The organism is Sedimentitalea sediminis (genome assembly GCF_042687825.1).
Taxonomy (GTDB): Bacteria; Pseudomonadota; Alphaproteobacteria; order Rhodobacterales; family Rhodobacteraceae; genus Sedimentitalea.
Genome location: NZ_JBHUQE010000002.1, coordinates 1 through 24016, shown reverse-complemented (window position 1 = coordinate 24016; position 24016 = coordinate 1). Strand labels below are relative to the sequence as shown.

Annotated in this window: 21 protein-coding genes; 8 read left to right on the top strand and 13 right to left on the bottom strand. The window is 62.2% G+C overall.

What is annotated here, in order from left to right; genetic code table 11:
- Window positions 1–209: 209 nt before the first annotated feature.
- From ureG to ACFMPD_RS01820, 8 genes are read right to left on the bottom strand one after another with little or no spacing between them, the layout of a single operon-like run.
- Window positions 210–881: an urease accessory protein UreG gene (ureG, locus tag ACFMPD_RS01855; protein ID WP_380991161.1), complete on the bottom strand. Its 672-nt coding sequence runs from the start codon at window positions 879–881 to the stop codon at window positions 210–212.
- Window positions 878–1531, bottom strand: a complete 654-nt coding sequence (locus tag ACFMPD_RS01850) for an urease accessory protein UreF (RefSeq protein WP_380991158.1) — start codon at window positions 1529–1531, stop codon at window positions 878–880. Before ACFMPD_RS01850 ends, ureG begins: the two co-directional genes overlap by 4 nt.
- Window positions 1515–1964, bottom strand: coding sequence for an urease accessory protein UreE (locus ACFMPD_RS01845; RefSeq protein WP_380991155.1), 450 nt, complete (start codon window positions 1962–1964; stop codon window positions 1515–1517). The genes ACFMPD_RS01850 and ACFMPD_RS01845 overlap by 17 nt, the downstream gene beginning before the upstream one ends.
- An 18-nt stretch (window positions 1965–1982) precedes the next feature.
- Entirely contained in the window at window positions 1983–3692 is a 1710-nt protein-coding gene (gene ureC / locus ACFMPD_RS01840) for an urease subunit alpha (protein WP_380991153.1), read from the bottom strand.
- A 57-nt stretch (window positions 3693–3749) separates the two neighbouring features.
- Complete coding sequence (locus ACFMPD_RS01835) at window positions 3750–4064, bottom strand: urease subunit beta (protein WP_380991150.1); 315 nt, start codon at window positions 4062–4064, stop codon at window positions 3750–3752.
- On the bottom strand, window positions 4061–4228 hold the full coding sequence (locus tag ACFMPD_RS01830; protein ID WP_380991148.1) for an LPXTG cell wall anchor domain-containing protein: 168 nt from the start codon (window positions 4226–4228) through the stop codon (window positions 4061–4063). The genes ACFMPD_RS01835 and ACFMPD_RS01830 overlap by 4 nt, the downstream gene beginning before the upstream one ends.
- Before the next feature lie 21 nt (window positions 4229–4249).
- Window positions 4250–4552 carry an urease subunit gamma gene (locus ACFMPD_RS01825; RefSeq protein ID WP_380991145.1) on the bottom strand — a complete coding sequence of 101 codons (303 nt, stop codon included), beginning with the start codon at window positions 4550–4552 and terminating at the stop codon, window positions 4250–4252.
- A 1-nt stretch (window position 4553) separates the two neighbouring features.
- Window positions 4554–5393 (bottom strand): urease accessory protein UreD, encoded by an 840-nt coding sequence (locus ACFMPD_RS01820; protein ID WP_380991142.1) that lies wholly within the window; start codon window positions 5391–5393, stop codon window positions 4554–4556.
- 394 nt (window positions 5394–5787) lie between these two features.
- Between ACFMPD_RS01820 and urtA the strand changes: the two genes are divergently transcribed.
- The 6 genes from urtA to ACFMPD_RS01790 all read left to right on the top strand — a co-directional run bounded on the left by urtA (window position 5788) and on the right by ACFMPD_RS01790 (window position 14508).
- Complete coding sequence (gene urtA, locus ACFMPD_RS01815; RefSeq protein ID WP_380991139.1) at window positions 5788–7068, top strand: urea ABC transporter substrate-binding protein; 1281 nt, start codon at window positions 5788–5790, stop codon at window positions 7066–7068.
- Window positions 7069–7128: 60 nt separating this feature from the next.
- Complete coding sequence (gene urtB, locus ACFMPD_RS01810) at window positions 7129–9084, top strand: urea ABC transporter permease subunit UrtB (protein WP_380991136.1); 1956 nt, start codon at window positions 7129–7131, stop codon at window positions 9082–9084.
- Between the two features lie 3 nt (window positions 9085–9087).
- The gene (locus tag ACFMPD_RS01805; RefSeq protein WP_380991133.1) at window positions 9088–10317 is read left to right on the top strand and encodes an ABC transporter permease subunit; all 1230 of its coding nucleotides are present in this window, start codon (window positions 9088–9090) and stop codon (window positions 10315–10317) included.
- Window positions 10314–11054 (top strand): urea ABC transporter ATP-binding protein UrtD, encoded by a 741-nt coding sequence (gene urtD / locus ACFMPD_RS01800; RefSeq protein ID WP_380991130.1) that lies wholly within the window; start codon window positions 10314–10316, stop codon window positions 11052–11054. Before ACFMPD_RS01805 ends, urtD begins: the two co-directional genes overlap by 4 nt.
- A 3-nt stretch (window positions 11055–11057) precedes the next feature.
- On the top strand, window positions 11058–11753 hold the full coding sequence (gene urtE, locus ACFMPD_RS01795) for an urea ABC transporter ATP-binding subunit UrtE (RefSeq protein WP_380991127.1): 696 nt from the start codon (window positions 11058–11060) through the stop codon (window positions 11751–11753).
- A gap of 286 nt (window positions 11754–12039) precedes the next feature.
- Entirely contained in the window at window positions 12040–14508 is a 2469-nt protein-coding gene (locus ACFMPD_RS01790) for a GcvT family protein (protein ID WP_380991124.1), read from the top strand.
- 219 nt (window positions 14509–14727) lie between these two features.
- Here ACFMPD_RS01790 and ACFMPD_RS01785 read toward each other — a convergent pair whose 3' ends face one another.
- From ACFMPD_RS01785 to ACFMPD_RS01765, 5 genes are all read right to left on the bottom strand, one after another.
- Window positions 14728–17256, bottom strand: coding sequence for a calcium-binding protein (locus tag ACFMPD_RS01785; RefSeq protein ID WP_380991121.1), 2529 nt, complete (start codon window positions 17254–17256; stop codon window positions 14728–14730).
- A 285-nt stretch (window positions 17257–17541) separates the two neighbouring features.
- A complete protein-coding gene (locus ACFMPD_RS01780; protein WP_380991118.1) occupies window positions 17542–18918 on the bottom strand; it encodes an HlyD family type I secretion periplasmic adaptor subunit in 1377 nt (458 codons plus the stop codon).
- Window positions 18915–20666 (bottom strand): type I secretion system permease/ATPase, encoded by a 1752-nt coding sequence (locus ACFMPD_RS01775; protein WP_380991115.1) that lies wholly within the window; start codon window positions 20664–20666, stop codon window positions 18915–18917. Before ACFMPD_RS01775 ends, ACFMPD_RS01780 begins: the two co-directional genes overlap by 4 nt.
- Window positions 20667–20747: 81 nt before the next feature.
- Window positions 20748–21257 carry a hypothetical protein gene (locus ACFMPD_RS01770; RefSeq protein ID WP_380991112.1) on the bottom strand — a complete coding sequence of 170 codons (510 nt, stop codon included), beginning with the start codon at window positions 21255–21257 and terminating at the stop codon, window positions 20748–20750.
- Window positions 21254–22204, bottom strand: coding sequence for a helix-turn-helix transcriptional regulator (locus tag ACFMPD_RS01765; protein ID WP_380991109.1), 951 nt, complete (start codon window positions 22202–22204; stop codon window positions 21254–21256). Before ACFMPD_RS01765 ends, ACFMPD_RS01770 begins: the two co-directional genes overlap by 4 nt.
- A 630-nt stretch (window positions 22205–22834) precedes the next feature.
- Between ACFMPD_RS01765 and ACFMPD_RS01760 the strand changes: the two genes are divergently transcribed.
- Together ACFMPD_RS01760 and ACFMPD_RS01755 are read left to right on the top strand one after the other, a co-directional pair.
- The gene (locus tag ACFMPD_RS01760; RefSeq protein WP_380991106.1) at window positions 22835–22966 is read left to right on the top strand and encodes a hypothetical protein; all 132 of its coding nucleotides are present in this window, start codon (window positions 22835–22837) and stop codon (window positions 22964–22966) included.
- A gap of 101 nt (window positions 22967–23067) precedes the next feature.
- Window positions 23068–23673 (top strand): response regulator transcription factor, encoded by a 606-nt coding sequence (locus ACFMPD_RS01755; RefSeq protein ID WP_380991103.1) that lies wholly within the window; start codon window positions 23068–23070, stop codon window positions 23671–23673.
- The last annotated feature ends 343 nt before the right edge of the window (window positions 23674–24016 follow it).

Sequence of the window (24016 nt, the reverse complement as noted above, 5' to 3'; positions counted from 1 at the left end):
CAGCGCCGCCGGGGTGGATCTGGGCGCGTAATGGAATGCGACGTTCGGGTTTCGGACTGTGACGGCATCGCTGGCTCGCAGAGGGGCTGAGAGAGGATTTAGGTTATAGCCTTATAACTACCGATCCCTCGCGCGATTTCAAGCCACAAAGTGCCGCGGGACCGATGGGCCGGCACGATCCGGCCCCGTCATGTTCAGCCGTCCCCGCGTCAGCGCGCTCCGGCGACCTCGGCAAACACGGTCTGATCGGCAGGCTGGTCGCTGCCGATGTCCAAACCGCCGATCCGGGCGATCAGCGCCACGATTTCCGCGACCCCCTGCCGGTTTTTCAGCGAAGCGAACACAAAGGGACGATCGCCGCGCATTGCGCCCGCGTCATGTTGCATGACCTCAAGGCGGGCACCGACATGAGGCGCCAGATCGGTCTTGTTGATCACCAGAATATCGGACCGGGTCAGCGCCGGCCCGCCCTTGCGCGGAATGTCCTCGCCCGCCGCCACGTCGATCACATAGATCGTCAGGTCGGCCAGTTCGGGACTGAACGTCGCCGAGAGGTTGTCGCCGCCGCTTTCGATCAGCACGATCTCGACGTCGGGATGACGGGTCACCATCTCGTGGACCGCGCCCAGGTTGATCGAGGCATCCTCGCGGATCGCCGTGTGCGGACAGCCGCCGGTTTCGACCCCGATGATCCTGTCCCCGGGCAGGATCTGCAGCCGCATCAGGGCCTCGGCGTCTTCGCGGGTATAGATGTCATTGGTGATCACCCCGATGGAATGGGTGTCACGCATCGCCAGGCACAAGGCCGCCGTCAGCGTGGTCTTGCCCGCGCCCACCGGGCCGCCAATGCCCACCCGCAGCGGGCCGTTCATCTGTGTCATGTGCGAAATATCCTTGATTGCTGGGTCTCGTGTCTCATCGCGGCGATATCCGCCAGAAAGACCGTGCTGCCGATATCCTGCAGCCCGGATTGCAGCGCCCGCCCGGCAATCTGGCGGCACAGCGGCGCCAGATCGCGGATCATCGCCTGCCCCTCGGTCTGGCCCAGCGGCACCAGACGCATCGCCGCACCGGCCAGGTTGGCGCCAAAGCTCTGCAGATACATCTGCACCGTCAGTTCCAGCGGCAGGTTCAACTGCCGCGCGGCGCGTCCCACCGCCACCGGATAGGTCAGATCGTGCAGCCCGCCGCCCCAGATGTCGCTGGTGATGCGGCAAAAGGCCTGACCCTGCAGGCAGGTTTCCTGCAGTCGCTCGCGCGAGGCGGCCGTGGCGCGGCACAGCGCCTCTGCCTTGGCCACCATGGCGGGCGATCCGGCCCGGTACGCGGCGATCAGAAACAGGCTGTCATTCCACCCTGCCCCGTGGCGCAGGACATCGCACACCCAGTTGCCGGCACGTTCGGCATCGGTGACCGCACCGCTGTCGATCGCCCATTCCAGACCATGTGAATAGGCAAAGCCCCCCACCGGATAGGCCGGCGAGAACCACTGGGACAGGGTCAGGACATCGGCGTCAGTGGGCGTGGCCATGGGTCCGTCCATGCCCATAGGCACCGCCCTCGGGCGCAAAAGGCGCAGTCACGTCGGTGACCGTCGCGCCAATCCGTTCGAGCATGTCGCGGATCACGTGGTTGCGCTGTACCAGCAGACGCCCGGCCTCGATCTGACAGGGCGTGTGACGGTTGCCGATATGCCAGGCATAGCGCAGCAGATCGTCGCCGGTGATCTGCATCAGGTCCTCATCCGCGGCGATCACCTGGACCAGACGGCCGTCTTCCAGTTCAAAGGCATCGCCGTGATCCAGCGAGGTCGTCTTGGCCAGATCGACCAGAAACCGCTGCTTGTGCGCGGTCTCCAGCACCATGCGGCGCAGAAACCGCTGCTCATAGTTCAGCATGACCCGGCTGCTGTCGCCGGTCCAATGCCCGTTCCGGTGGATCTGCCGGCAGATGGGATGTTGCATTTGTGGGAAGGCCTTTTCTCAGAACAGGAAATAGCGTTGCGCCATCGGCAGCGTTTCCGCCGGCTGACAGGTCAGCAGAACACCGTCGGCGCGCACCTCATAGGTCTCGGGATTCACTTCGATCTCGGGCATAGCGTCGTTCAGGACCAGATCGCGCTTGCCGATGCTGCGCGTCTCGGCCACCGACAGCGTGCTCTTGGCCAGCCCCAGACGCGCGCCGATGCCGGCATCCTGCGCCGCCGCGCTGACAAAGCTGACCGAGGATTGTTCGACGGACCGGCCAAAGGCCGCGAACATCGGTCGCGAATAGACCGGTTGCGGCGTCGGAATAGAGGCATTCGGATCGCCCATCTGAGCCATGGCGATACTGCCGCCCAGCAGCACCATCTCGGGCTTGACGCCGAAAAACGCCGGGTCCCACAGCACCAGATCGGCGCGTTTGCCCGCCTCGACCGAGCCGATATGGCCGGAAATCCCGTGCGCGATGGCCGGGTTGATCGTGTATTTCGCGATATAGCGGCGCACCCGCAGATTGTCGTTGTCGCCGGTTTCCTCGGGCAGCCGCCCGCGCTGTTTCTTCATCTTGTCGGCGGTCTGCCAGGTGCGGATCAGCACCTCGCCGACCCGCCCCATGGCCTGACTGTCCGAGGCGATGATCGCAAACGCCCCCATGTCGTGCAGGATATCCTCGGCCGCGATCGTCTCGCGGCGGATGCGGCTTTCGGCAAAGGCCACATCCTCGGGGATGGACTTGTCCAGGTGATGGCACACCATCAGCATGTCCAGATGTTCCTCAAGCGTGTTTACCGTGAATGGACGCGTCGGGTTGGTGGACGAGGGCAGAACGTTCGGCGCGCCGCAGATGCGGATGATATCAGGCGCATGCCCTCCACCGGCCCCTTCGGTGTGAAAGGCGTGGATGGTGCGGCCCTTCATGGCGGCGACGGTGTCCTCGACAAAGCCCGACTCGTTCAGGGTGTCTGTGTGGATCATCACCTGCACGTCCAGATCATCGGCCACTGACAGGCAGCAATCGATGGCTGCCGGTGTGGTGCCCCAATCTTCGTGCAGTTTCAGCGCGCAAGCGCCCCCCAGGACCTGTTCGGCAAGTGCTGCGGGCAGGCTGGCATTACCCTTGCCGGCAAAGGCCAGGTTCATCGGAAAGGCATCGGCGGCTTGCAGCATGCGCCCGATATGCCAGGGCCCGGGCGTGCAGGTCGTGGCCAGCGTGCCATGCGCCGGACCGGTGCCGCCGCCCAGCATCGTCGTCAGCCCGGAATGCAGCGCCTCTTCGATCTGTTGCGGGCAGATGAAATGAATATGGCTGTCAAACCCGCCCGCCGTCAGTATCCGCCCCTCGCCCGCGATCGCCTCGGTGCCCGGCCCGATGACGATATCGACCCCGGGTTGCGTGTCCGGGTTGCCGGCCTTGCCGATGCCTGCAATCCGTCCATCCCTGAGGCCGACATCCGCCTTGTATATCCCGGTGTGATCGACAATCAGCGCATTGGTGATGACCGTGTCCACCGCCCCCTCTTTTCGCGTGGTCTGGGCCTGTCCCATGCCATCTCGGATCACCTTGCCGCCGCCGAACTTGACCTCGTCGCCATAGCTGGTCAGATCGCGTTCGACCTCGATGATCAGATCGGTATCGGCCAGACGCACGCGATCGCCAGTGGTGGGACCGAACATGGCGGCATAATCGGCTCGGGAAATGGTTGCGGGCATTCTCGGCTCCTTGCTGTTTTTGGGTGATCGGATGCGGGCGTCCGAAGCGCGAATGGACTAGGTGGCGTCCAGCGCCCCCATCACCCGGTTGTTGAACCCGAACACCCGGCGCGCACCGGCCAGCGGGATCAGTGCGATTTCACGGCGTTGTCCGGGTTCGAATCGCACGGCCGTGCCCGCAGCGATGTCCAGCCGCTGTCCCAGGGCTGCGGCGCGGTCGAAGTCCAGCGCCGGGTTGGTTTCGGCAAAGTGATAGTGGCTGCCGACCTGCACCGGCCGGTCGCCGGTATTGGCGACCATCAGAACGGTCACCGCGCGACCGGCATTCAGCGTCAGACTGCCCGCGGCGGGCAGGATCTGCCCCGGGATCACGACCGGCGCCTCCGGGCCAGCCCGGCTGCCGCAATGATCGCGAGCCCCGCCAGGATCAGCGGAAGCCAGCCATTTGATGCGGTATGCGGATGCAGATGCGCGCCATCATGGGCCAGTGCGGGGCCTGCGGCGCAGGCGGCGATCAGGGTCAGAACGGGTTTCATGGCAAAGCTCCTGTTTTGCGTCTAGCGGATCGGGTTGTGAACGGTCACCAGCTTGGTGCCGTCGGGAAAGGTCGCCTCGACCTGGACATCGTGGATCATCTCGGAAATGCCCGGCATGCACTGATCGACCGCGACGACATTTGCGCCGGCCTCCATCAGGTCGGCCACCGAGCGGCCGTCGCGCGCGCCTTCGACCACCGCTTCGGTGATCAGCGCGATGGCCTCGGGGTGGTTCAGCTTGACGCCGCGTGCCAGGCGTTTGCGGGCAATTTCGGCGGCCATCGCCACCAACAGCTTGTCTTTTTCTCGTGGGGTCAGGTTCATGTCATATCATCCAGCATCTGGGGAGGTCGCCGCCGAGCAGGCGCTGCAGCACCGGCAGCAGCACTTGGCGCAATTCGAAACTGTCTGCGGCCAGCAGGCGCAGCACCATCACATCGTCGCGGATCAGGCTGGCACCGCCGGTAGCGGGCAGCGCGGCGCGCACCGCATCCAGATGCGCAGCGGCCGCCGCCGCGACAAAAACCAGCGCGACCATCGCGCCGGCGCTATCGGCGATCACCGGCCGGCGCAGATGTGCAGCGGCGTCGCCCTGCAGCCGTTGTGCATCAAGATAGAGCGGTTGACCGGCGCGGCGGATTTCGATCCGGTCGTCCAGCCGGATATCGGTCAGCGTCTCGCCCATCGCCGCGCGGCCAAAGACCATGGGTTCGACCAACAGCAGCGACGCATCGGTGGCCATGTCGACCGTCAGGCTGCGCCGCAGCGCGCCGCCGTCATATAACAGGGTCTCTTGCGGCAGCCAGTTGACCCGCGCCCCATCGGCGATGCGCACCCGGTTGCGCACATGTCCGGTCTGGCCCGGCTGCGCCCGATAGATCCGTTCGCAGGCCTGTGTGGTCACGGTCAATGTGGTACCCGGGGCGGCGCGCATCGCGACGGAAAGGCGGTCGCCACCGGTAATGCCGCCTGCGGTGTTCAGCGTCACCGCCTGAAGCGCGCCGCCGGCACCGCGCGGAAACAGCCCCTTGAGCGCCCCCGCCTGGCGCAGCCCGTCCAGCACCGTGCTATTGCCCGACAGCTTGGTGCTGAGCCGCAGCGTACCCCGCGCCCGCGGCTGGCAGGCCGGTGTCGCAGCGTTGGCAATCGCGGTGTGGCAGGTCATCGGGCCCCTCGTCGGTGTGAACTTGCCCTTGGTTTTGCCGCCACACGGTCACAGCGCTATCGGAATCGGTATCCACGCCCTTCAGACCCCGCCGAAATGTCTAATTTCTAATCGCCGCCGCAAAACATCGGTGAAAATACAGGCAGCCCGCAGCGGCCCGGGGCAATTGCGACCCCGCGGATTTGCCATTGGCGCTGCGATGCAGAATCAGTTGGGGCGCCCGCCGGAGGGATCGGTTCTGCGATCGGACTTGAAACCGGGGGTGTGTGGCGACCTTGCGAATTGGACCTCGAGACGGCCGCCACACGGATTGCAACACGAAGTTGCGGAAACAGCTAAGGGAAGTCCGCGCAGGCGCGCAAGGCCCCACCGGCGTTTCCGCCAGGAGAAAAGCATGAACATTCTGAAATCCACGCTCGCCGGATCGCTGGTCTTTGCCGCGCTGTCCACCGCAGCCCTGGCCTCTGAAGACACGATCAAGGTCGGCGTCCTGCATTCTCTGTCCGGCACGATGGCCATTTCCGAAACCACGCTCAAGGACACGGTTCTGATGCTGATCGAGCAGCAGAACGCAAAGGGCGGCCTGCTGGGCAAGCAACTCGAAGCCGTGGTCGTCGACCCGGCCTCGGATTGGCCGCTCTTTGCCGAAAAGGCCCGCGAATTGCTGACCGTGCACGAGGTCGACGTGATCTTTGGCAACTGGACCTCAGTCAGCCGCAAATCGGTGCTGCCGGTGATCGAGGAACTGAACGGGCTGTTGTTCTATCCGGTGCAATACGAGGGCGAAGAATCCTCGAAAAACGTGTTCTATACCGGCGCCGCCCCCAACCAGCAGGCGATTCCGGCGACCGACTATTTCCTCGAAGAACTGGGCGTCGAAAAATTCGCGCTGCTGGGCACCGACTATGTCTATCCGCGCACGACCAACAACATCCTGCAGAGCTATCTGACCTCCAAAGGCATCGCCGAGTCCGACATTTTTGTGAACTACACGCCCTTTGGCCATTCCGACTGGTCCAAGATCGTCGCCGACGTGGTCGCGCTGGGGGCGGACGGCAAAAAGGTGGGAGTAATCTCGACCATCAATGGCGACGCCAATATCGGGTTCTACAAGGAACTGGCCGCCGCCGGCGTGTCGGCGGATGACATTCCGGTCGTGGCCTTTTCGGTTGGCGAAGAAGAGTTGTCGGGTCTGGATACCGCCAACCTGGTCGGGCACCTGGCCGCCTGGAACTATTTCCAGTCGGCCGATACCGAGGTCAACGCCGAATTCGTGCAGACCTGGCAGGCGCGCATGGGCGAGGATCGCGTCACCAACGACCCGATGGAGGCGCATTACATCGGGTTCAACATGTGGGTGAATGCCGCCACCGCGGCCGGCAGCACCGAGATCGACGCGGTGCGCGCGGCGATGTACGGACAGGAATTCCCGAACCTGACCGGTGGCACTGCGGTGATGCTGCCCAACCATCACCTGGCCAAGCCGGTGCTGATCGGCGAAATCCAGGACGATGGCCAGTTCGACATCATCAGCCAGACCGAAGAGGTTCCGGGCGATGCCTGGACCGATTATCTGCCGGAATCGGCGGTGCTGAAATCGGATTGGAAGGATCTGGGTTGCGGCATGTACAACACCCAGACCGAGATCTGCGTACAGACCCTGTCCAACTACTGATCCCCGACCAAGGAAAGGGGGCCGTGGCGCCCCCTTTCGCGACACACGGACCCCGTTGACATGAAACATCTCTCTTCCGCGCTTTTTGCGCTGCTGTTCCTGTGCCTGCCCGCTGCGGCCCAAGAGGGTGGCATTCAGGTCATATTACAGGATAATCAGACCACTATCGCCAAAAGCTCACGCAAGACGATTGGCCCCGCCATCACTGCGATCGCCGAAAGCGGTCTGCCACAGGCCCAGGCGGTTCTAGAGGCCTGGGCGGCCAAGGACTTGTGGATGCGCCGGGCGGACGGCCTGTTTTTTCGCGCCGAAAAATCCGGGGACAAGACCTATCGACTTTATGATTTCGACAGCGGCCAGGCGGTCGGTCAGGCCGCCAGATCCGAGTTGAAACAGCTCAAGCCCAACAGCGGCGTGCGGGCGCTGATCGCAACCGCGCTGGTGCGTTTCCAACTGACCGACCCGGACCCGGAAAAGCGCGCCGCGGCCCTTGTCGCCATCCAGCGCGCACCGGATGCCGGCCTGATCGCGCCCCTGCGCGCCGCGCTGGCCACCGAGACGGATGCCCCGCTAAAGGCGCAAAAGGAACGGCAGTTGCGGCTGTTGATCATCGGTCACGGCGCCGACACCGACGCCCGCGTTGCCGCGATCGGCGAAATGTCGGGCGATCTGGGCGTCGATCTGCGCTCGGCCCTGAACCCGCTGGTTGCCACCCGGCGCGATGCGGCACCGGGTGCGGTGCCGCCCGGGGTGAACCCGGCGGCGGTGCTGCAGCCCGGAGACCCCGGATTTTCGCGCGATCAGGCCTATGACCTGCTGGTCGCCAAAGGGTTGGCCTCGGCCCGCGTGGACCGCGCCGAGATGCGTCAGGCCCTGGCCCAGCACATCGTTGCCGGGCGCGTCGCAGGATTTGCCGTGGCCGGGCTGGACACGGATGCCGCCCGCCTGCGCGCCTATCGGGCCCTGGCCGAAACCGGACAGGTGGCCGCCCCTGTCACGGAGGCGCAGATCGACGCCAGCCTGCAGGCCCATGTGTTTTACGATGCCTATGCCGAACCTTCGGCGGCGGTAACGGCGGCGGCCGTGCAGGCCCTGCGTGACATCGACCTGCGCGTCGGGTTGAACCAGACGCTGGATCTGACGCTGGACGCGCTGTCGCTGGCCTCGATCTATTTCCTGGCGGCCATCGGTCTGGCCATCACCTTTGGCGTTATGGGGGTGATCAATATGGCGCATGGCGAGTTTATCATGATGGGCGCCTATACCGGCTATGTCGTGCAGCAGATCGTTCCCGATCACACGCTGTCGATCATCCTGGCGATCCCGCTGGCCTTTGCCGTCACCTTTGCCGCCGGTGTGGCGATGGAACGGCTGGTGATCCGCTGGCTCTATGCCCGCCCGCTGGAAACCCTGCTGGCAACCTTCGGCATCTCGATCGCGCTGCAACAGCTGGCCAAGAACATCTTTGGCACCCAGGCGCGGCCGCTGACGTCGCCGGCCTGGCTGGACGGCGCGCTGGTGCTGAACGATGTGGTGGCGATCAGCTATATCCGCATCGCGATCTTTGTCCTGGCCTTTGTCTTCCTGGGTCTGTTCCTGTTCATCATGAAACGCACCCGGCTGGGCCTGGAAACCCGCGCCGTGACGCAGAACCCGCGCATGGCGGCGGCGATGGGGATCAATCCGGGCCGGGTCAACATGCTGACCTTTGGGCTGGGATCGGGCATTGCCGGGGTTGCCGGCGTCGCCATCGGATTGTTTGCCAAGGTCACCTCGGAACTGGGTTCGGATTATATCGTGCAAAGCTTTATGACCGTGGTGGTCGGCGGTGTCGGCAATATCTGGGGCACGCTGGCCGGGGCCGCGATGATCGGGTTTCTGCAAAAAGGCATCGAGTGGCTGAACCCATCCAACACGCTGGCCGCCCAGACCTACATGATCGTCTTCATCATCATTTTCATCCAGTTCCGTCCCAGGGGCATCATCGCCCTCAAGGGCCGCGCAGCGGGGGATTGAACCATGCAACGTTCCTTTATCGCCAAAAACCCGTCCGTGCTGGTCTTTCTGGCCCTGCTGGCCCTGTTCACCCTGAGTGTCACGGTGCTGTCAGAAGGCTTTGGCATCGGCGTGATCTCGACCAGTTTCGTCAAGGCCCTGGGCAAGACGCTGTGCCTGTGCCTGATTGCCATCGCGATGGATCTGATCTGGGGCTTTGCGGGCATTCTCAGCCTCGGACATTTCGCGTTTTTCGGACTGGGCGGCTATATGATCGGCATGTGGCTGATGTACGAGCGCACGCGCCTGATCGTCGCCGGCGCATTGGCGCAATCCGAGATACCGCCGACGGAAACCGAGATCGTCGACGCCATCGGCAACCAGATTTTCGGTGTCGTCGGTTCCAGCGACTTTCCCCTAATCTGGGGATTTGCCGACAGTCTGGGGCTGCAACTGGCAATGGTTTTGCTGGTGCCCGGCCTCCTGGCGCTGGTCTTTGGCTGGCTGGCCTTTCGCAGCCGCGTCACCGGGGTCTATCTGTCGATCCTGATGCAGGCGATGACCCTGGCACTGGCGCTGTACCTGTTTCAGAACGACAGCGGGTTGCGTGGCAATAACGGCTTGTCGGGCCTGCAGAACCTGCCCGGGGTGACCGCCTCGCAGGCCGTCGTGTCCCTGTGGTTCCTGTGGGGATCGGCGCTGGCGCTGGCGGCGGGATATGTGCTGGCCGCGTGGATCGTATCGGGCAAGTTCGGCTCGGTGGTTCGCGGCATCCGCGACAACGAGGCCCGCGTGCGGTTTCTGGGCTATTCCGTCGAGACCTATAAGCTGGTGGTGTTCACGCTGACCGCTTGTATCTCGGCCATCGCCGGCGCGCTTTACTATCCGCAGGCGGGCATCATCAACCCGGCCGAGATCGCCCCGATCGCCTCGATCTATCTGGCGGTCTGGGTCGCCATCGGCGGGCGGGGCCGGCTTTATGGCGCGGTGATCGGCGCGGCCTCGGTCAGCCTGTTGTCGACCTGGTTCACCGGCGGACAGGCGCCCGACATCCCGCTGGGTTTCTATACCCTCAAATGGGTCGACTGGTGGCTTGTTCTGCTGGGGCTGGCCTTTGTCGCCGTGACCCTGTTTGCCCCCAAGGGCATGGGCGGGCTGGTCGATCTGTGGACCCAGCGCCGCACGCCCGACCGCCATGGCGCCGATCTGGGGCCGGATGATGGCGCATTGCGCGAAAAGGAGGCCAGCCAATGAGCACCCTGCTGGAAGTGTCCGGCGTGTCCGTCACCTTTGACGGGTTCCGCGCCATCAACAACCTGTCCTTTCAGATCGCCGAGGCCGAATTGCGCGCGGTAATCGGCCCCAATGGTGCTGGCAAGACCACCTTCATGGACATCGTGACCGGCAAGACCAAACCCGACGAGGGCCGCATCCTGTGGGGCGAGAAATCGGTATCCCTGCTCAAGATGAACGAAGCGCAGATCGCACAGGCCGGCATTGGCCGCAAGTTCCAGAAACCTACCGTTTTCGAGGATCAGACGGTGCAGGAAAACCTGCTGATGGCCCTGAAGAAACCGCGCGGCTGGCTGTCGGTCCTGGCGTTTCGGCCCAGTTCGGGCGATCTGGACAAGGTCGCCGAACTGGCCGACCGGATCGGGCTGGCCGCAGCCCTGCTGCGCCGCTCGGGCGAACTGAGCCACGGGCAGAAACAATGGCTGGAGATCGGCATGCTGCTGGCGCAGGAACCACGGCTGTTGCTGGTGGATGAGCCCGCCGCGGGAATGACCCCGGCCGAGCGCGAACAGACGACCGATATTCTGCTGCAGGCTGCCGAGACCCGCGCCGTGGTGGTGGTGGAACATGACATGGAGTTCGTCCGCCGCCTGGATTGCCGGGTCACGGTTCTGCACGAGGGCGCGGTGCTGGCCGAGGGCAGCCTGGACCACGTGACCGCAAATCAGAACGTAATCGATGTCTATCTGGGGCGCTGAACCATGTTGAAACTGCAAGACCTGACACTGCATTACGGCCATTCGCAAATCCTGAACGGCATCTCGATGCAGGCCCGGATGGGCGAGGTCACCTGCGTGATGGGCACCAACGGTGTCGGCAAGACCAGCCTGATCAAGGCAATCTCGGGCAATCACCCGCGCTCCGCGGGTCAGGTCTGGCTGGATGGCGAGGAATTGGGCGTGCTGCCCGCGCATGTCCTGGCCCGTAAAGGGGTGGCCTGTGTGCCCCAGGGACGCGAGATCTTTCCGCTGCTGACCGTGCGCGAAAACCTGGAAACCGGGTTCGCCTGCCTGCCGCGCGACCGTCACCGGGTGCCCGAAGAGATGTTCGAGCTGTTTCCGGTTCTGAAACGGATGCAGGCCCGGCGCGGCGGCGATCTGTCGGGGGGGCAACAGCAGCAACTGGCCATCGCCCGTGCCCTGATCACCCGGCCCAGATTGCTGTTGCTGGACGAGCCGACCGAGGGCATCCAGCCCAATGTCATTCAGGAAATCGGTGCGGTCATCCGGCACCTGCGCGATCAGGGCGACATGGCGATTGTGCTGGTCGAGCAGTATTTCGAGTTTGCCTATGAACTGGCCGACCAGTTCTTTGTTCTGCGCCGCGGCGACGTGTTGCTGCACGGTCCCAAGGCCGATATCGACAAGGCGGATCTGCTGGGTGCCGTTTCCGTATGACACGGGGCGCAGCACGGCAGGCAGACGACGCTCCAGGCACCGGGTGATCGCCACATATAGTCAAGGGGATATCTCTGCGATACAGTTTTTCCGAACAGCGCGGCCACCTGAATTACGCATTCTTTTTGAATGACTTAGCGGGCCGCCAACCCGGAGAACCGACATGCTGGGGCGCCACCGATTCGACCCGTGGAAGGCTCGGCGCCGCGCCCTGGGCGCCGGATCGAACGGGTATGCCCTGCCCGGTTTTCTGCAAGTCCAGCCCCAGTGAACACAGGAGAGCCCGATGCCCGACATTCAGACGGATACGCAAGGCGGCGGCAAGGCTCTTCCGTCTCATGCCAAGGTGGTGGTGATCGGCGGTGGCGTCGTTGGCTGCTCGATCCTGTTTCACCTGGCCAAGCTCGGCTGGAAGGATGCGGTCCTGCTGGAGCGGGACGAACTGACCAGCGGCAGTTCGTGGCATGCGGCGGGGCAGATTCATACGATCAGTTCGGACCCCAATATCAGCCGCCTGCAGAGCTATACGATCGACCTTTACAAGGAGATCGAAGAAACCTCGGGGCATTCTGTCGGGCTGCATATCACCGGCGGATTCTATGCCGCATCGACCCGGGAATGGTACGACTATCTCAAGCGCGAAAGGTCCAAGGCGCGCTATATGGGGTTGCATCAGGAATTCATCAGCCCGGCCGAGCTGGCCGAGCGGCACCCGCTGATCGACCCCAAGCACTATTATGCCGCGCTCTGGGACGAACAGGACGGCGATCTCGACCCCTCGGGCGCGACCTATGCCTTTGCCAAATCGGCGCGTGCGCATGGTGCCCGGTATTTTACCCATTGCGGTGTCACCAATATGCGCCAGCGCCCTGATGGCAGTTGGGACCTGACCACGCCCAAAGGCATGATCAATGCCGAGCAGGTGGTCAATTGCGGCGGTCTCTGGGCGCGCGAGGTCGGGCATATGTCGGGCCTCCACCTGCCGGTTCAGCCGATGGAGCACCATTATCTGATCACCGAAAAGATCCCGATGATCGCCGAGCGCATGGCAGCGATGGGCGAGGCCGGGCGGCTGCCGGCGGGGATCGACTATGAGGCCAATATCTATTTCCGGCAGGAACGGCACGGCATGCTTTTGGGCACTTACGAGCCCAATTCGACACCGTGGAAGGTGGAGGGCACGCCTTGGGATTTCGGACACGAACTGTTGCAGCCCGATCTGGACCGCATTGCCGACCGGCTGGAGATGTCGTTCGAGCGCATCCCGGCCATCGGCGCGGCTGGCATCAAGGACATGATCAACGGCCCCTTCACCTTTGGCCCCGATGGCAACCCGATGATCGGCCCGGTGCCGGGGATGCGGAATTACTGGGTCGCGGTGGGCGTCATGGCCGGGTTCTGCCAGGGCGGCGGCGTCGGGCTGACAATGGCCGAATGGATGATCGACGGCGAACCCTCGATCGACGTCTGGGCCATGGACGTGGCGCGGTTCGGCGAGTTTGCAACGCCCGACTGGGGCACGGTGAAATCGTCGGAAAACTACGAACGTCGCTTTGTCATGACCTTTCCCAATGAAACCCTGCCCAAAGGACGGAGGCAAAAGACCACCGCGCTTTTTGACCGCCTGCGGGCCAAGGGGGCCGTGATGGATCAGAGCTTCGGCCTGGAAAACGCGTTGTGGTTCGCAGACGGGCCCGATGACGCCCATGAAGAGCCGAGCTTTCAGCGCAATCGCAGCCATGACTATGTCGCGCGCGAGGTCAAAGCCGTGCAGCAGGCGGTCGGCGGCATCGAGATCGCGAATTTCGCCAAACACGCGTTCACCGGCCCCGGCGCGCGCGCCTATCTCGACCGGGTGCTGGCGGGCCACGTGCCGAAACCGGGCCGGCTGACCCTGACCCCGATGCTGACACCCGGGGGCCGCCTTTACGGCGATCTGACCGTGGGCTGCCTGGCCGAGGATCATTTCATGCTGTTCGGCTCGGGCGCCATGCAGAACGCCCACCGGCGCTGGTTTGAACGCGACCTGCCAGCGGATGTGGCCTATGCCAATCTCAGCGATGACTGGCACGGTATTGCGCTTTCGGGGCCGAATTCGCGGGACCTGCTGGCGCGGATCACCCGCGACGATGTTCGTGCCGAGGCTTTCAGGTTCCGTGATCTGCGCCAAACATTCGTCGCCGGCGTGCCGGTGATCCTGAACCGAATCTCTTTCAGCGGCGAATTGGGGTACGAGATCTATTGCAAGCCGCAATATCTGTTGCGCCTGGCCGAGGCCATCGAAGAGGCCGGTACCGATCTGGGCTATCGCTGGTATGGCGCGCGGGCGTTGATGTCGATGCGGCTGGAAAAGGGCTGGGGTGTCTGGACGCAGGAATACCGCCCCGACTTCAACGCGGTCGAATGCGGCATGGATGCGTTTATCAACTGGAACAAGGATTTCGTCGGCAGGGCGGCGACGCTGCAGGCCCGCCAAAACGGCCCGGCGCGCAAATTGGTGACCATGACCATCGACGTCACCGGCATCGACGTATCTGGCGACGAAGCGATTCTAAGGGATGGCACGGCGGTCGGCTATGTTTCGTCCGGCGGCTATGGGCACCGTGTCGGAAAATCCATGGCGATGGGCTATGTGACCACCGACCATGCCGAACCGGGCACTGCGCTGCAGGTGGAAATCTTGGGCAAGTTCCGCGAGGCAACCGTTCTGGACGGCCCGATCTATGATGCGGGCGGCAGCAAAATGCGCAGCTGACGCGCCAAAGGCCGCACCACCCTGGCAGGAACAGCAAACAGGCCGGGCGTCTGCCGGCCGCGCGGGATCACCCCGCCGAATGTAACACGCCGCGAACGAAAAACGCCCCGTCCAAAAATCTCTGCAGGAGCCCATTGGGGGGATCTACTGGAGACGTCTGAACAGGGGCGCAAGATTGCCCGATGTATCAAGGATACACCGGACAATCTTTTCCGGGGTTTAGGCCTCGGTTTGCAGGCAGTAGTAGTCTGTCACCTCGGGGCATTTCGGGCAGTACAGATCGTTTTCTGCATCCCAGGAGCCGACAGCGGTGTACCCGCCCGAGTCCAGACCGTTTGCGGTGGCATTGATGCCCACGCCGCCCTGCGGGTTGGCGTCCTGACCCAGCGAAGTGAACGTGGTCGCCGGGAAGTCGAAGTCCACAACGTCCTGCCAGTTGATGTCCTGCAGGATCAGCTTGTGCCCACCGATCTCGATGGTGGTATCAGCAGCCGAGGTGCCAACACCCGCGTCACCTTCGGTGACCGTCGCCGCATCGTCCAGCAACTCGAAGATCTTGGTGCGGATCTGGGCCATGGTGTCGCCCAGCAGACCATCGGCGCTCGGATCGACATGAACACGGAAGCCAAGCACATCCTGATCTTCGTTGAAGTCGAAGTCGCGGATGATGTCGGTGCCGTCATTCGAGCTGAACGCGAACTTCTCGCCATCCCAGGACAGTTTCAGGTCGGAGAAGAACACATCCTTGCCGTTGCCGCCGGTCAGATCATCATCGCCTTCGCCGCCGGTGATGAAGTCATCGCCGTTGTCGCCGTTGATGGTGTCGTTTCCGGTACCGCCCGAGATGCAGTCATCGCCGGTGCCACCGTTCATGGTGTCGTCGCCGGCCTGACCGAACATGACATCATCGTCGGCGCCGCCGTCCATGCTGTCATTGCCAACACCCCCGAACATGACATCTTCGCCGGCATCGCCGCGCATGGTGTCATCGCCGGCCTGACCGAACATAAAGTCGTTGCCGTTGCCACCGGACATGTCATCGGCACGATCCAGTTCGGGCAATGCCGAAACGTCCTTGCCGCCAACGCAGTCATAAGGCTTGAACAGCTCCGGACGCGGTGCGTAGTTTTCGCAGACGCCATCCTGGTTCAGATCGAGCACGCCGTTATAGCCGGTGCCACCGAACATGATGTCGTTGCCGTCACCACCGCTCAGCATGTCACGGTCGCCGTTGCCCTGCAGGACATCGTCACCGTTCTCACCATAGATGCGGTCCCAATCGTTACCGCCCTCGGCCCAGTCGTTGCCTTCACCGCCTTTGATGTAGTCACGGCCATCATTGCCCTTCAGCGTGTCGTCGCCGTCGTTGCCCATGATTCTGTCGTTGCCGGAACCGCCATACGCGATGTCGTTACCCGCGTTGCCGTAGATACGGTCATTGCCCTGGTCGCCGTGGACAAAGTCGTCACCATTGCCACCTTTGATCAGGTCATCGCCGGTGCCGCCCGAGATGCAGTCGTCGCCACCCTGACCGTACAGACGGTCATCGGCGCCTTCGCCAAAGATCTGGTCGTCGCCGCCACCACCGTGGATGTTGTCGCAACCTTCGTTCTCGGTGTCACCTTCCGGCGGGCAGTAGGTCGGGCAGTCGCCATCATGCTTGCTGGACTGCGGACCAAAGGCGATCGGCGGGCAGGACCAATCGGCGTCGCAGTCATAGCCACGGATGCCATAGATGTTGCCGCTGTCGCCAAAGATGATGTCCTTGCCGGCTGCACCGTCGATGATGTCGGCATCGCCGCCACCACGCATCAGGTCGTGACCCTGGTCACCATTCATGGTGTCTTTGCCTTCGCCACCGCTCATGGTGTCGCGGCCACGGCCACCGAACATCAGGTCGCGGCCAATGCCACCAAACATGGTGTCATTGCCACCCTGGCCGTCCATCTCGTCGTCACCGCCTTCACCATACATGCAGTCGTTGCCGTCTTTGGTGGTGTCGGTGCCATAGTTCAGGTTCGGTCCCAGTCCGACGCGCACGTCGCCGTACATCTCGTCGTTTTCGGAACCACCACGCATCAGGTCGTCGCCCAGGCCACCGGCCATCTTGTCGGCGCCGCTCTGGCCGTCCATGCGGTCGTTGCCGGTGCCGCCATACATGAGGTCGTAGCCCGAGCCACCCCACATGCAGTCGTCGCCGCCTTCGCCGTCCATGCAGTCGTTGCCTGCGCCGCCGTCCATCCAGTCGTTGCCGTCACGGGCGTTTTCGACGTCGATGGTGGCGTCATCACCGGCCATGATGTCATCGCCATCGCCGCCCCACATGACGTCATTCTCGGTACCACCGATCATGCGGTCGTTGCCCTGCTCGCCCCACAGGCAGTCGTCGCCTGCTTCGCCGTTCAGGTAATCGTCATCCGACAGCGGGAACGGGGTCAGCCAGTTGTAGTCGCCATCATAGCCGTACAGATAGTCGTCATCGTCACCGCCATAGATGCAGTCGTCGCCGGCCATGCCCCAGAGCTTGTCCTGGCCTTCCTGGCCGTTGATGTAGTTGAAATTCTCGTTGCCGAAAATCGCGTCGTTTCCTTTGCCGGCTTCGACATGGTCCGCGTCGAAATCGGAGGTCAGCGTGCCGATGTCATCATCGTCCTTGAGCTGCAGCACCGCATCCTTGAGGTCGGGAAAAGGCTTGTTCGGATCGCATTCGCCCCAATAGTCATACGGGGTCGGGTTCTTACCTGACATATTATCAATCTCCGTTTTTGCAGGTCGGCCGATTGGAAATGCGGCGTTGGACCTGCGGTTCAAAAAAAGACCGGTTACCGGCTTAGTCACGCGAGCGAAAAACCGCTCATGACGCCATTAAGCGCCGAACCGCTTCTTCGAACTGCCCCCATTCAGGGACAAAGACGCTATTTTTCAAAACTTTTACAAGATATCGCGGCGTTTCGGGTCGACCCGAAACGACAAGGCGGGCCGTGCTTAAAACACGGCCCGCCCTACACATGTTCAGGAAAGTCTTGACAGGCTTCAGTCGCTTTCGCGCAGCGCTGTCTCGAATCCTCCGATAACCGGGTTCAGCAGGTAATCCGCTACAGTCTGTTCGCCGGTGGCGATCATGATCTGCGCCGGCATCCCGGGCAGAACATCCACATTGGGAAGCGTGGCCAGCATTTCGTCGGGGATCTCGATGTTGACCTCGTAATAGGTCAACCCGGTGGACTTGTCGGTCAGACTGTCCGCCGAGACATGGGTGACCACGCCCTCGACCGCCGGCGTCGTACGGAAATTGTACGCCGTCAGGCGCACGCGAGCGGCGTTGCCCTCGGCCACCTGGTCCACGTCTTCGGGCCGCACGCGGCCCTCAACGACATAGACCGCGTCATCCGGAACGATCTGCAGGATCTTTTCGCCATCCTGAATCACCTCGCCCGGCGAGGTGAATTGCAGATCGATGATCCGGCCGGCCAGCGGCGCCCGAATCAGCCGGCGTTCCTTGATGTCGTCGTTGGCGACAATGCGCTGACGCAACTCAAAGATTTGCTGCTTAACATTCTGACGTTCCTCGGAAATCCGCATTATTCTGTCACGACGGATTTGCAGGATCCGCTCTTCGGTCTCGGCGACCCGCTGGCGCACGCCGTCGATCTGGCTGGCGACGTAATCGGCATCGCCCATGATCGAAACCTCGGCCTCGCGGCGGGCGGTATAGCGGCTCTTGGTGATCAGCCCGCGGTCGTAGAGCTGCTTGAGATCCGCCAGTTCGTCCTGGATAAAGGCCAGCCGGCTGCCCAACGCGGCACGCCGCGCCGCCAGACCCGCCAGTTGTTCCTTTTGCTCGGCCATGCGTTCGCGCAGGATCGCCGCCTGACCACGCCACATCTCGTCATTCGAGTGGAACAGTTCCTGCTGTGTGGCCACCAGTTCCTCGAATTCCGGATTTCCGGTGACCATCGCCTGCAGGTCTGCAGGCAGGACAAATTCATCGTCATTGGCGTATTCCGCCTGAAGACGCAGTTCCATCGCCAGCAACCCGATCATCTGATTGGCCAGAATCCGTTCCTGAGCGCTGGAAACCGTGTCGGCCAGCACCACCAGGATCTGTCCCTTATCCACATGATCGCCTTCGCGGACGCGAATTTCGCGTATCAGACCACCCTCCAGATGCTGAACCTCGGGCAGATCGCCCCAAACCTTGAAGCTGCCCATCGCAACCACCGCGCTCTGGATCGGGGCCAGAGCGGCCCACGAGCCGAGCCCGCCCCAGAAACCGGCGATCAGCAACACCAGGATCAGAACGAGACGACCTATGCGGGTCGGCGGCTGCGCCAGCGGGCGATCCGAATTCGGCATCTGATCGCGCAGGGCCACGTCCGATTTCTTTGTCATGGAAATAATCTGGCTCATGATGCGCCCTCCTCGACCAACCGGGCTTTGTCCGCAGGTTTGCGTTTCAGCACAAAGACCTTGGATTTCTCGTCGTTGCCAGAGACTTTTGCCGCCATCGGCTGGGCTTCGGCGCCCAGAACGGCGTTGGACTTGCCGAACCGGACCAACCGGCCGCGATCCATCAGCCCGGCATGGTTCAGTGCCTTGAGCACGCTCATGCGATGCGTGACCACGACAACCGCGGCGCCCTGCTCGGCCATGGATTGAATACCGGCGGCCAGCGCCTCTTCGCCCGCCGGATCCAGATTGGCGTTCGGCTCATCCAGCACGATCAGTTTCGGATTGCCGTAGAACGCCCGCGCCAGTCCGATGCGCTGGCGCTGTCCGGCGGACAGGAAATCGCCATGCGGACCAACCTGCGCGTTATAGCCGCCTGGCAGGCTCAGGATCAGTTCATGCACCTGGGCCCGCTTGGCCGCCTCGACAACCTTGGAGGGCTGGGCGTCCTGATCCATCAGCGCGATATTTTCAGCGACGGTGCCGTTGAACAATTCGACCCGCTGCGGCAGATAGCCGATATTGCGGCCGATCTGCTCTGGGGGCCAGTCGGTCAGCGCGGCGTCATCCATGCGGATATATCCGCGGGTCAGTGGCTGCAGCCCGACCAGAGCGCGCACCAGCGTTGTCTTGCCGGCGCCGGATGGGCCGATCAGACCCAGTGTGTCGCCGGGTTTGAGTTGAAAGCTGACATCCAGAACCAGCGGATCCTGGCGCGACGGCGACACCACGGTGACATTCTCGACCGACAGGTGTCCCTCGGGTTCCGGCAGTTCCATCTGAGCCTGCTCGACCTCTGTCAAGGCCAGCAACTCGTTCAGCCGCTGGTGCGACAGACGCACCTGCAACAACGTCCGCCAACCGGCGATCGATTGTTCCACCGGCGCCGCCGCGCGGCCCAGCAGAATAGAGGCGGCGATCATCATGCCCGGCCCCATCTCGCCGCGCAGCACCAGGATCACACCCGTGGCCATGACGGCAATCTGCAGGAACATGCGGATCATCTTGGCCATGGACGACATCGCAGCCACCCGGTCGGTGGCCCGGGTGCCGGACACGATCGAGGCAAAGGACAATTGCTGCCAACGGCGCACCAGCGTAGGCGTCTTGCCCATCGAACGCACGATATCTGCGTTCCGCAGCACTTCGTCTGCGGTTGAATTGGCCTTTCGCACGGTTTCAGAGGCCTGTTTGGCCGAATCCCGGCCGGAAAGCTCGCTGATCACGCCCAGCAGAAACAGAATGCCGATGCCAACGGTGGCCACGATGCCCAGCAACGGGTGGAACGCATAGATCAGCAGGACGAACATCACCGACCAGGGCGCATCCAGCAGCGCGGTGAAGATCGGCGAAATCACGAAACTTCGGATCTCATGCAGATCGCGCACCGGCTGGGTGTCGGAAATCCCGCCAGTGCCCTTGACCACGGCGCCCAGAATGGCGGGCCCGATATTCGCCTCGAGCCGGTTACTGAGCCGTGAGATCAGCTTTTGACGCAGCCCGTCAAACAGCATGAAGAACACCAGGGCGATGCCGGCGCCGATGGTCAACGCGACCAATGTCGACATGCTGCCCGAGGACAGCACCCGCGAAAACAGCTGCAGCATGTAAATTGGTGCCGTTAGGACCAGAAGGTTGATGCAAAGGCTGGCCACGAACACGGCTATGATCAAACCGCGCTGGCCATCGAATACTCGCCTATTGCGCATAATGTGCCCCTTGATAACAAACTAACAATAACGAAGGACGGGCGCGGCGGGCAGGCCGCGCGCCCGGTACGGGTGGAAACGTCAGGCGCCGCCGACCGCCAGCAACAGGCTGCCAGCTTGAGACAACAGCCCGAGAATCGTTTCCTGGAACGCCACGCCAATCCCGGTGCCGGCAACCAGCGCCAGAATGACCCAGAACAGGGTTTTCCGGGCACTGCCACGGGCCGGATCCGCGTTCTGCAGGGTTTCGGTGATCGCCTGCTGCAACATCGGCGCCAGTTCGATGCGCAACGCGCCCTCGAGACTGTTCAGCGATGCCTGCAACTCTTCGAATTCGGCCTGGCGATCGTCGCCGGCTGTGTCATTCAGCGCCTGCAACTCTCCTGGGAGCCTTTCGAATTTCTCGCCGATCCGCTTGTGCAGCTCGACGATGTCCCCCTGCCGGGCGAACCCGCCCAGCCCCTGACTGAGATAGGCCCGCATGCGTTCCAGATCGTCCTCGTGGACCGTCGCGGATATGTTCTTTCCGTCGCCGTCCGGCATCTTCAGATTCAACCTCTGCTTTTCGTCCTGTGTCGTTGCGATATTCATAGCGAACGCTCCACCGCCGACTGCCAGGTCAGCATTTGCGCCATTTCCGCCCTGCAGGTCACGTTCATCTTGGACAGGACGCGCTTGGCGTATGTGTTAAAAGTCTCGATCTTGAGACCGGCAATCTCGGCCGCCTTGCGGTTGGAATGTCCGGCCCGCATCAAGGCCGCGACGCGCGCCTCGGATGGTGTCAGACCCAGACGTATGGCCAGTTTCTCGATCCGCTTCTGTTCGGGCGGCATCGGCAGCATCGCCAGAAACAGCTGACGGCCGCTCTTGGGTTCGAAATAGCGCGACAGGGACAGCGGGACATGTGCCGCCTTGGTGGGCCCGCGCAGGATCAGGACATATTCCGACGTGCCGTGGCCACCGTCGGCGCTGCTTTCGGCGATCGCCTTGCGCAACAGCCGCGACTCGTCTTCTCGGCCGCAGGCCAGGCCATGCGGCGTGTTGCGCACCAGAACGCCTTCGGACATCAGATCGCGCCCGGCGGCGTTGGCCTTGAGAACCTTGCAGTCCTGATCCAGAACCAGAATCGACGCGTTGACTTTCTGGCTGACCATCCACAGCATCGCATCGTCGGACAGATCTGACAGCGACTGACAGGTTTCCTGGATGCACATGCGCCGCAATCCCGGCCAGATCATCGCCAGAAATTCGGCGTTGATCTCAGGCGTTTCGGAACTGATGACCGCGAACATATCGACGGCGCCGCTTTCGAACTCACAGCGATACGCCTGCCAATGGCGCGTGGCTTCATAGGCATCCTGTAAGGATGACAAGTTGATCAACAGAGACGAGTCCTCGATGGACATGTCCATCAATTCGACCGAGCGCAGCGCGCCCGTCTCCGGCTCGACGTCGAAATTCGTGGCCGGGCAATCGCCCGTAGCTGCCGAAGTCAGCCCGACGCGCGCGCCCGTGACGTCCAGACAAACCGCGGACATCGCGAACTTCTGACCAATAAAGTTCTTCAATACTTCACAATGATACATTTGACCTGCCGAAAAAACAGATCGACCCAATACACTCATGCTACCCCCCAAAAGGCTCAGACAATAACTAGATAAACCTCCAATCGAAATTCAAAATCTTCGAACATACTATGAGTAAAATTTCCTCAGTGAAAGTGCCCCCAAGGTACTACGCCCTAGGCTCAGGCAGCCTTAACCATGAATTCCACATGCTTTGAAACGAATTGTCCTCAACGCAGCAAGCGGATTAATCCATTAGCTTCCGAACGGGTGATACGGGCCATTTCGTGACCTCTGATCCGTTCTCTGCGTGCAGATGGCGCGATATAATACTTAAGTACTAAGCCTGCCGCATTTTTGTCTTTTTTCTTTATTTTCAATGTCGTGCCGGTCGTGATGCACAAACCTTCACCACTGTTAGCGCCAACAATAGATTAGTCCATTTCACGCATTTTTTCGATTCGGATTTCCCCCTTAAGGATACCCACTATGTTCCAAATCACCCATCGGTTGCTACGGGAAACCATTATCCCTTTTCTTTCAGGAAGTTGGCTTTTTTTAGATGAATTTTCAACAAAAGTATGATGATAATGATGCATGGGGATGCGCACGCTCGAACTTGACCCTCAATTCGGGCAAATCCCTGGTTTTTATTTTTTGGTTTTTGATTTGCGGGATAATTACGCATGTCGTTTATTATTGTTTCCCAAAGACGGCTCTTTGCCGAAACGTTGACAGCGGTTCTTTCACAGAATGGGCTGACAGTATGTGGGGCCTACCCGACACTTGCAGACGTTCCCGAACATTCAGAGGTTCCGACCACCATTCTGCATGTCGTGACCGGAAATCTGCCCACGTTCGAAGAAATCGAGGCCTTCCGCCGGCGGTTCGGAAAATCCAACATGGTCATTCTGGGCTCGGCCCCCGTTGTCGGAGAGATTTCGCACGAGATCAGTTCCTCGGTCGAGGCGGTCATTACCGACGATCTGTCGGCAGTATCGTTGATCGGGCTGCTTTCCGCAGTGCGCGAAGGCTTTCGCATCAGCCTGCCCGAGGAAAGCCGCCTGCTGAGAGAACGCAGCAGTGCCGAGTCCGGCTTTGCTGCCCAGTCCACCGGCGGCCTGCATTTGCTGCGCATGGAAAACGGTACGGCCAGCGGTCTGGAAAACGTCTGCGAACTGCCAGCGGCCGAAAACCCCGCTGACGCGACTGCGCCTCGGATGGCCACGCTGGAGGAAATTGCCCGCGAAACCAAACTGAGCGCCCGCGAAATGGCGGTGATTCAAAAGCTGCGGGATGGCGCTTCGAACAAGGACATCGCGAAAAAGCTCAATATCGTCGAAAATACCGTCAAGGTACATCTGCGCTCGTGTTATCGTAAAATTGGGGTCAAGAACCGCACCCAGGCGGCAGTCTGGGCAGCCAAATACCTACCCAGATAGGCAAGCCGACCCGGCGGCGCTGCTCGGTCAGGTCCCGGCGATACCTTCGATGGAAGTAGGTCATCTGACACGGAACAGGGGCGGCGCGGCGGTGTGAAGTACCGCATATGCGCTTCTATCGCATTTTCCGGTGGCGGTGATGGCAGGACCGGTACCATCGCCGCAACGCCGTTCAAAATGTTCAGGACATCGGTACACGCCGCCGTTTGGCAGGATGGTGCGGTCGTGACCCGACGTTGCCAAGGCACTGTATCACGAGATGCGGCGGCGCGGCTCGTCATTGCCGCCAGACATGCAACGCGCAGCATTTTGGAGGTTCAAACGTAAGCGTCCGGTCTGACCG

Bases quoted from the DNA above. Each gene is read 5' to 3' on its own strand.
- ureG (WP_380991161.1), bottom strand. From the start codon at position 881: ATGACACAGATGAACGGCCCGCTGCGGGTGGGCATTGGCGGCCCGGTG.
- ACFMPD_RS01850 (WP_380991158.1), bottom strand. From the start codon at position 1,531: ATGGCCACGCCCACTGACGCCGATGTCCTGACCCTGTCCCAGTGGTTC.
- ACFMPD_RS01845 (WP_380991155.1), bottom strand. From the start codon at position 1,964: ATGCAACATCCCATCTGCCGGCAGATCCACCGGAACGGGCATTGGACC.
- ureC (WP_380991153.1), bottom strand. From the start codon at position 3,692: ATGCCCGCAACCATTTCCCGAGCCGATTATGCCGCCATGTTCGGTCCC.
- ACFMPD_RS01830 (WP_380991148.1), bottom strand. From the start codon at position 4,228: ATGAAACCCGTTCTGACCCTGATCGCCGCCTGCGCCGCAGGCCCCGCA.
- ACFMPD_RS01825 (WP_380991145.1), bottom strand. From the start codon at position 4,552: ATGAACCTGACCCCACGAGAAAAAGACAAGCTGTTGGTGGCGATGGCC.
- ACFMPD_RS01820 (WP_380991142.1), bottom strand. From the start codon at position 5,393: ATGACCTGCCACACCGCGATTGCCAACGCTGCGACACCGGCCTGCCAG.
- urtA (WP_380991139.1), top strand. From the start codon at position 5,788: ATGAACATTCTGAAATCCACGCTCGCCGGATCGCTGGTCTTTGCCGCG.
- urtB (WP_380991136.1), top strand. From the start codon at position 7,129: ATGAAACATCTCTCTTCCGCGCTTTTTGCGCTGCTGTTCCTGTGCCTG.
- ACFMPD_RS01805 (WP_380991133.1), top strand. From the start codon at position 9,088: ATGCAACGTTCCTTTATCGCCAAAAACCCGTCCGTGCTGGTCTTTCTG.
- urtD (WP_380991130.1), top strand. From the start codon at position 10,314: ATGAGCACCCTGCTGGAAGTGTCCGGCGTGTCCGTCACCTTTGACGGG.
- urtE (WP_380991127.1), top strand. From the start codon at position 11,058: ATGTTGAAACTGCAAGACCTGACACTGCATTACGGCCATTCGCAAATC.
- ACFMPD_RS01790 (WP_380991124.1), top strand. From the start codon at position 12,040: ATGCCCGACATTCAGACGGATACGCAAGGCGGCGGCAAGGCTCTTCCG.
- ACFMPD_RS01785 (WP_380991121.1), bottom strand. From the start codon at position 17,256: ATGTCAGGTAAGAACCCGACCCCGTATGACTATTGGGGCGAATGCGAT.
- ACFMPD_RS01780 (WP_380991118.1), bottom strand. From the start codon at position 18,918: ATGAGCCAGATTATTTCCATGACAAAGAAATCGGACGTGGCCCTGCGC.
- ACFMPD_RS01775 (WP_380991115.1), bottom strand. From the start codon at position 20,666: ATGCGCAATAGGCGAGTATTCGATGGCCAGCGCGGTTTGATCATAGCC.
- ACFMPD_RS01770 (WP_380991112.1), bottom strand. From the start codon at position 21,257: ATGAATATCGCAACGACACAGGACGAAAAGCAGAGGTTGAATCTGAAG.
- ACFMPD_RS01765 (WP_380991109.1), bottom strand. From the start codon at position 22,204: ATGTCCGCGGTTTGTCTGGACGTCACGGGCGCGCGCGTCGGGCTGACT.
- ACFMPD_RS01760 (WP_380991106.1), top strand. From the start codon at position 22,835: ATGCGCACGCTCGAACTTGACCCTCAATTCGGGCAAATCCCTGGTTTT.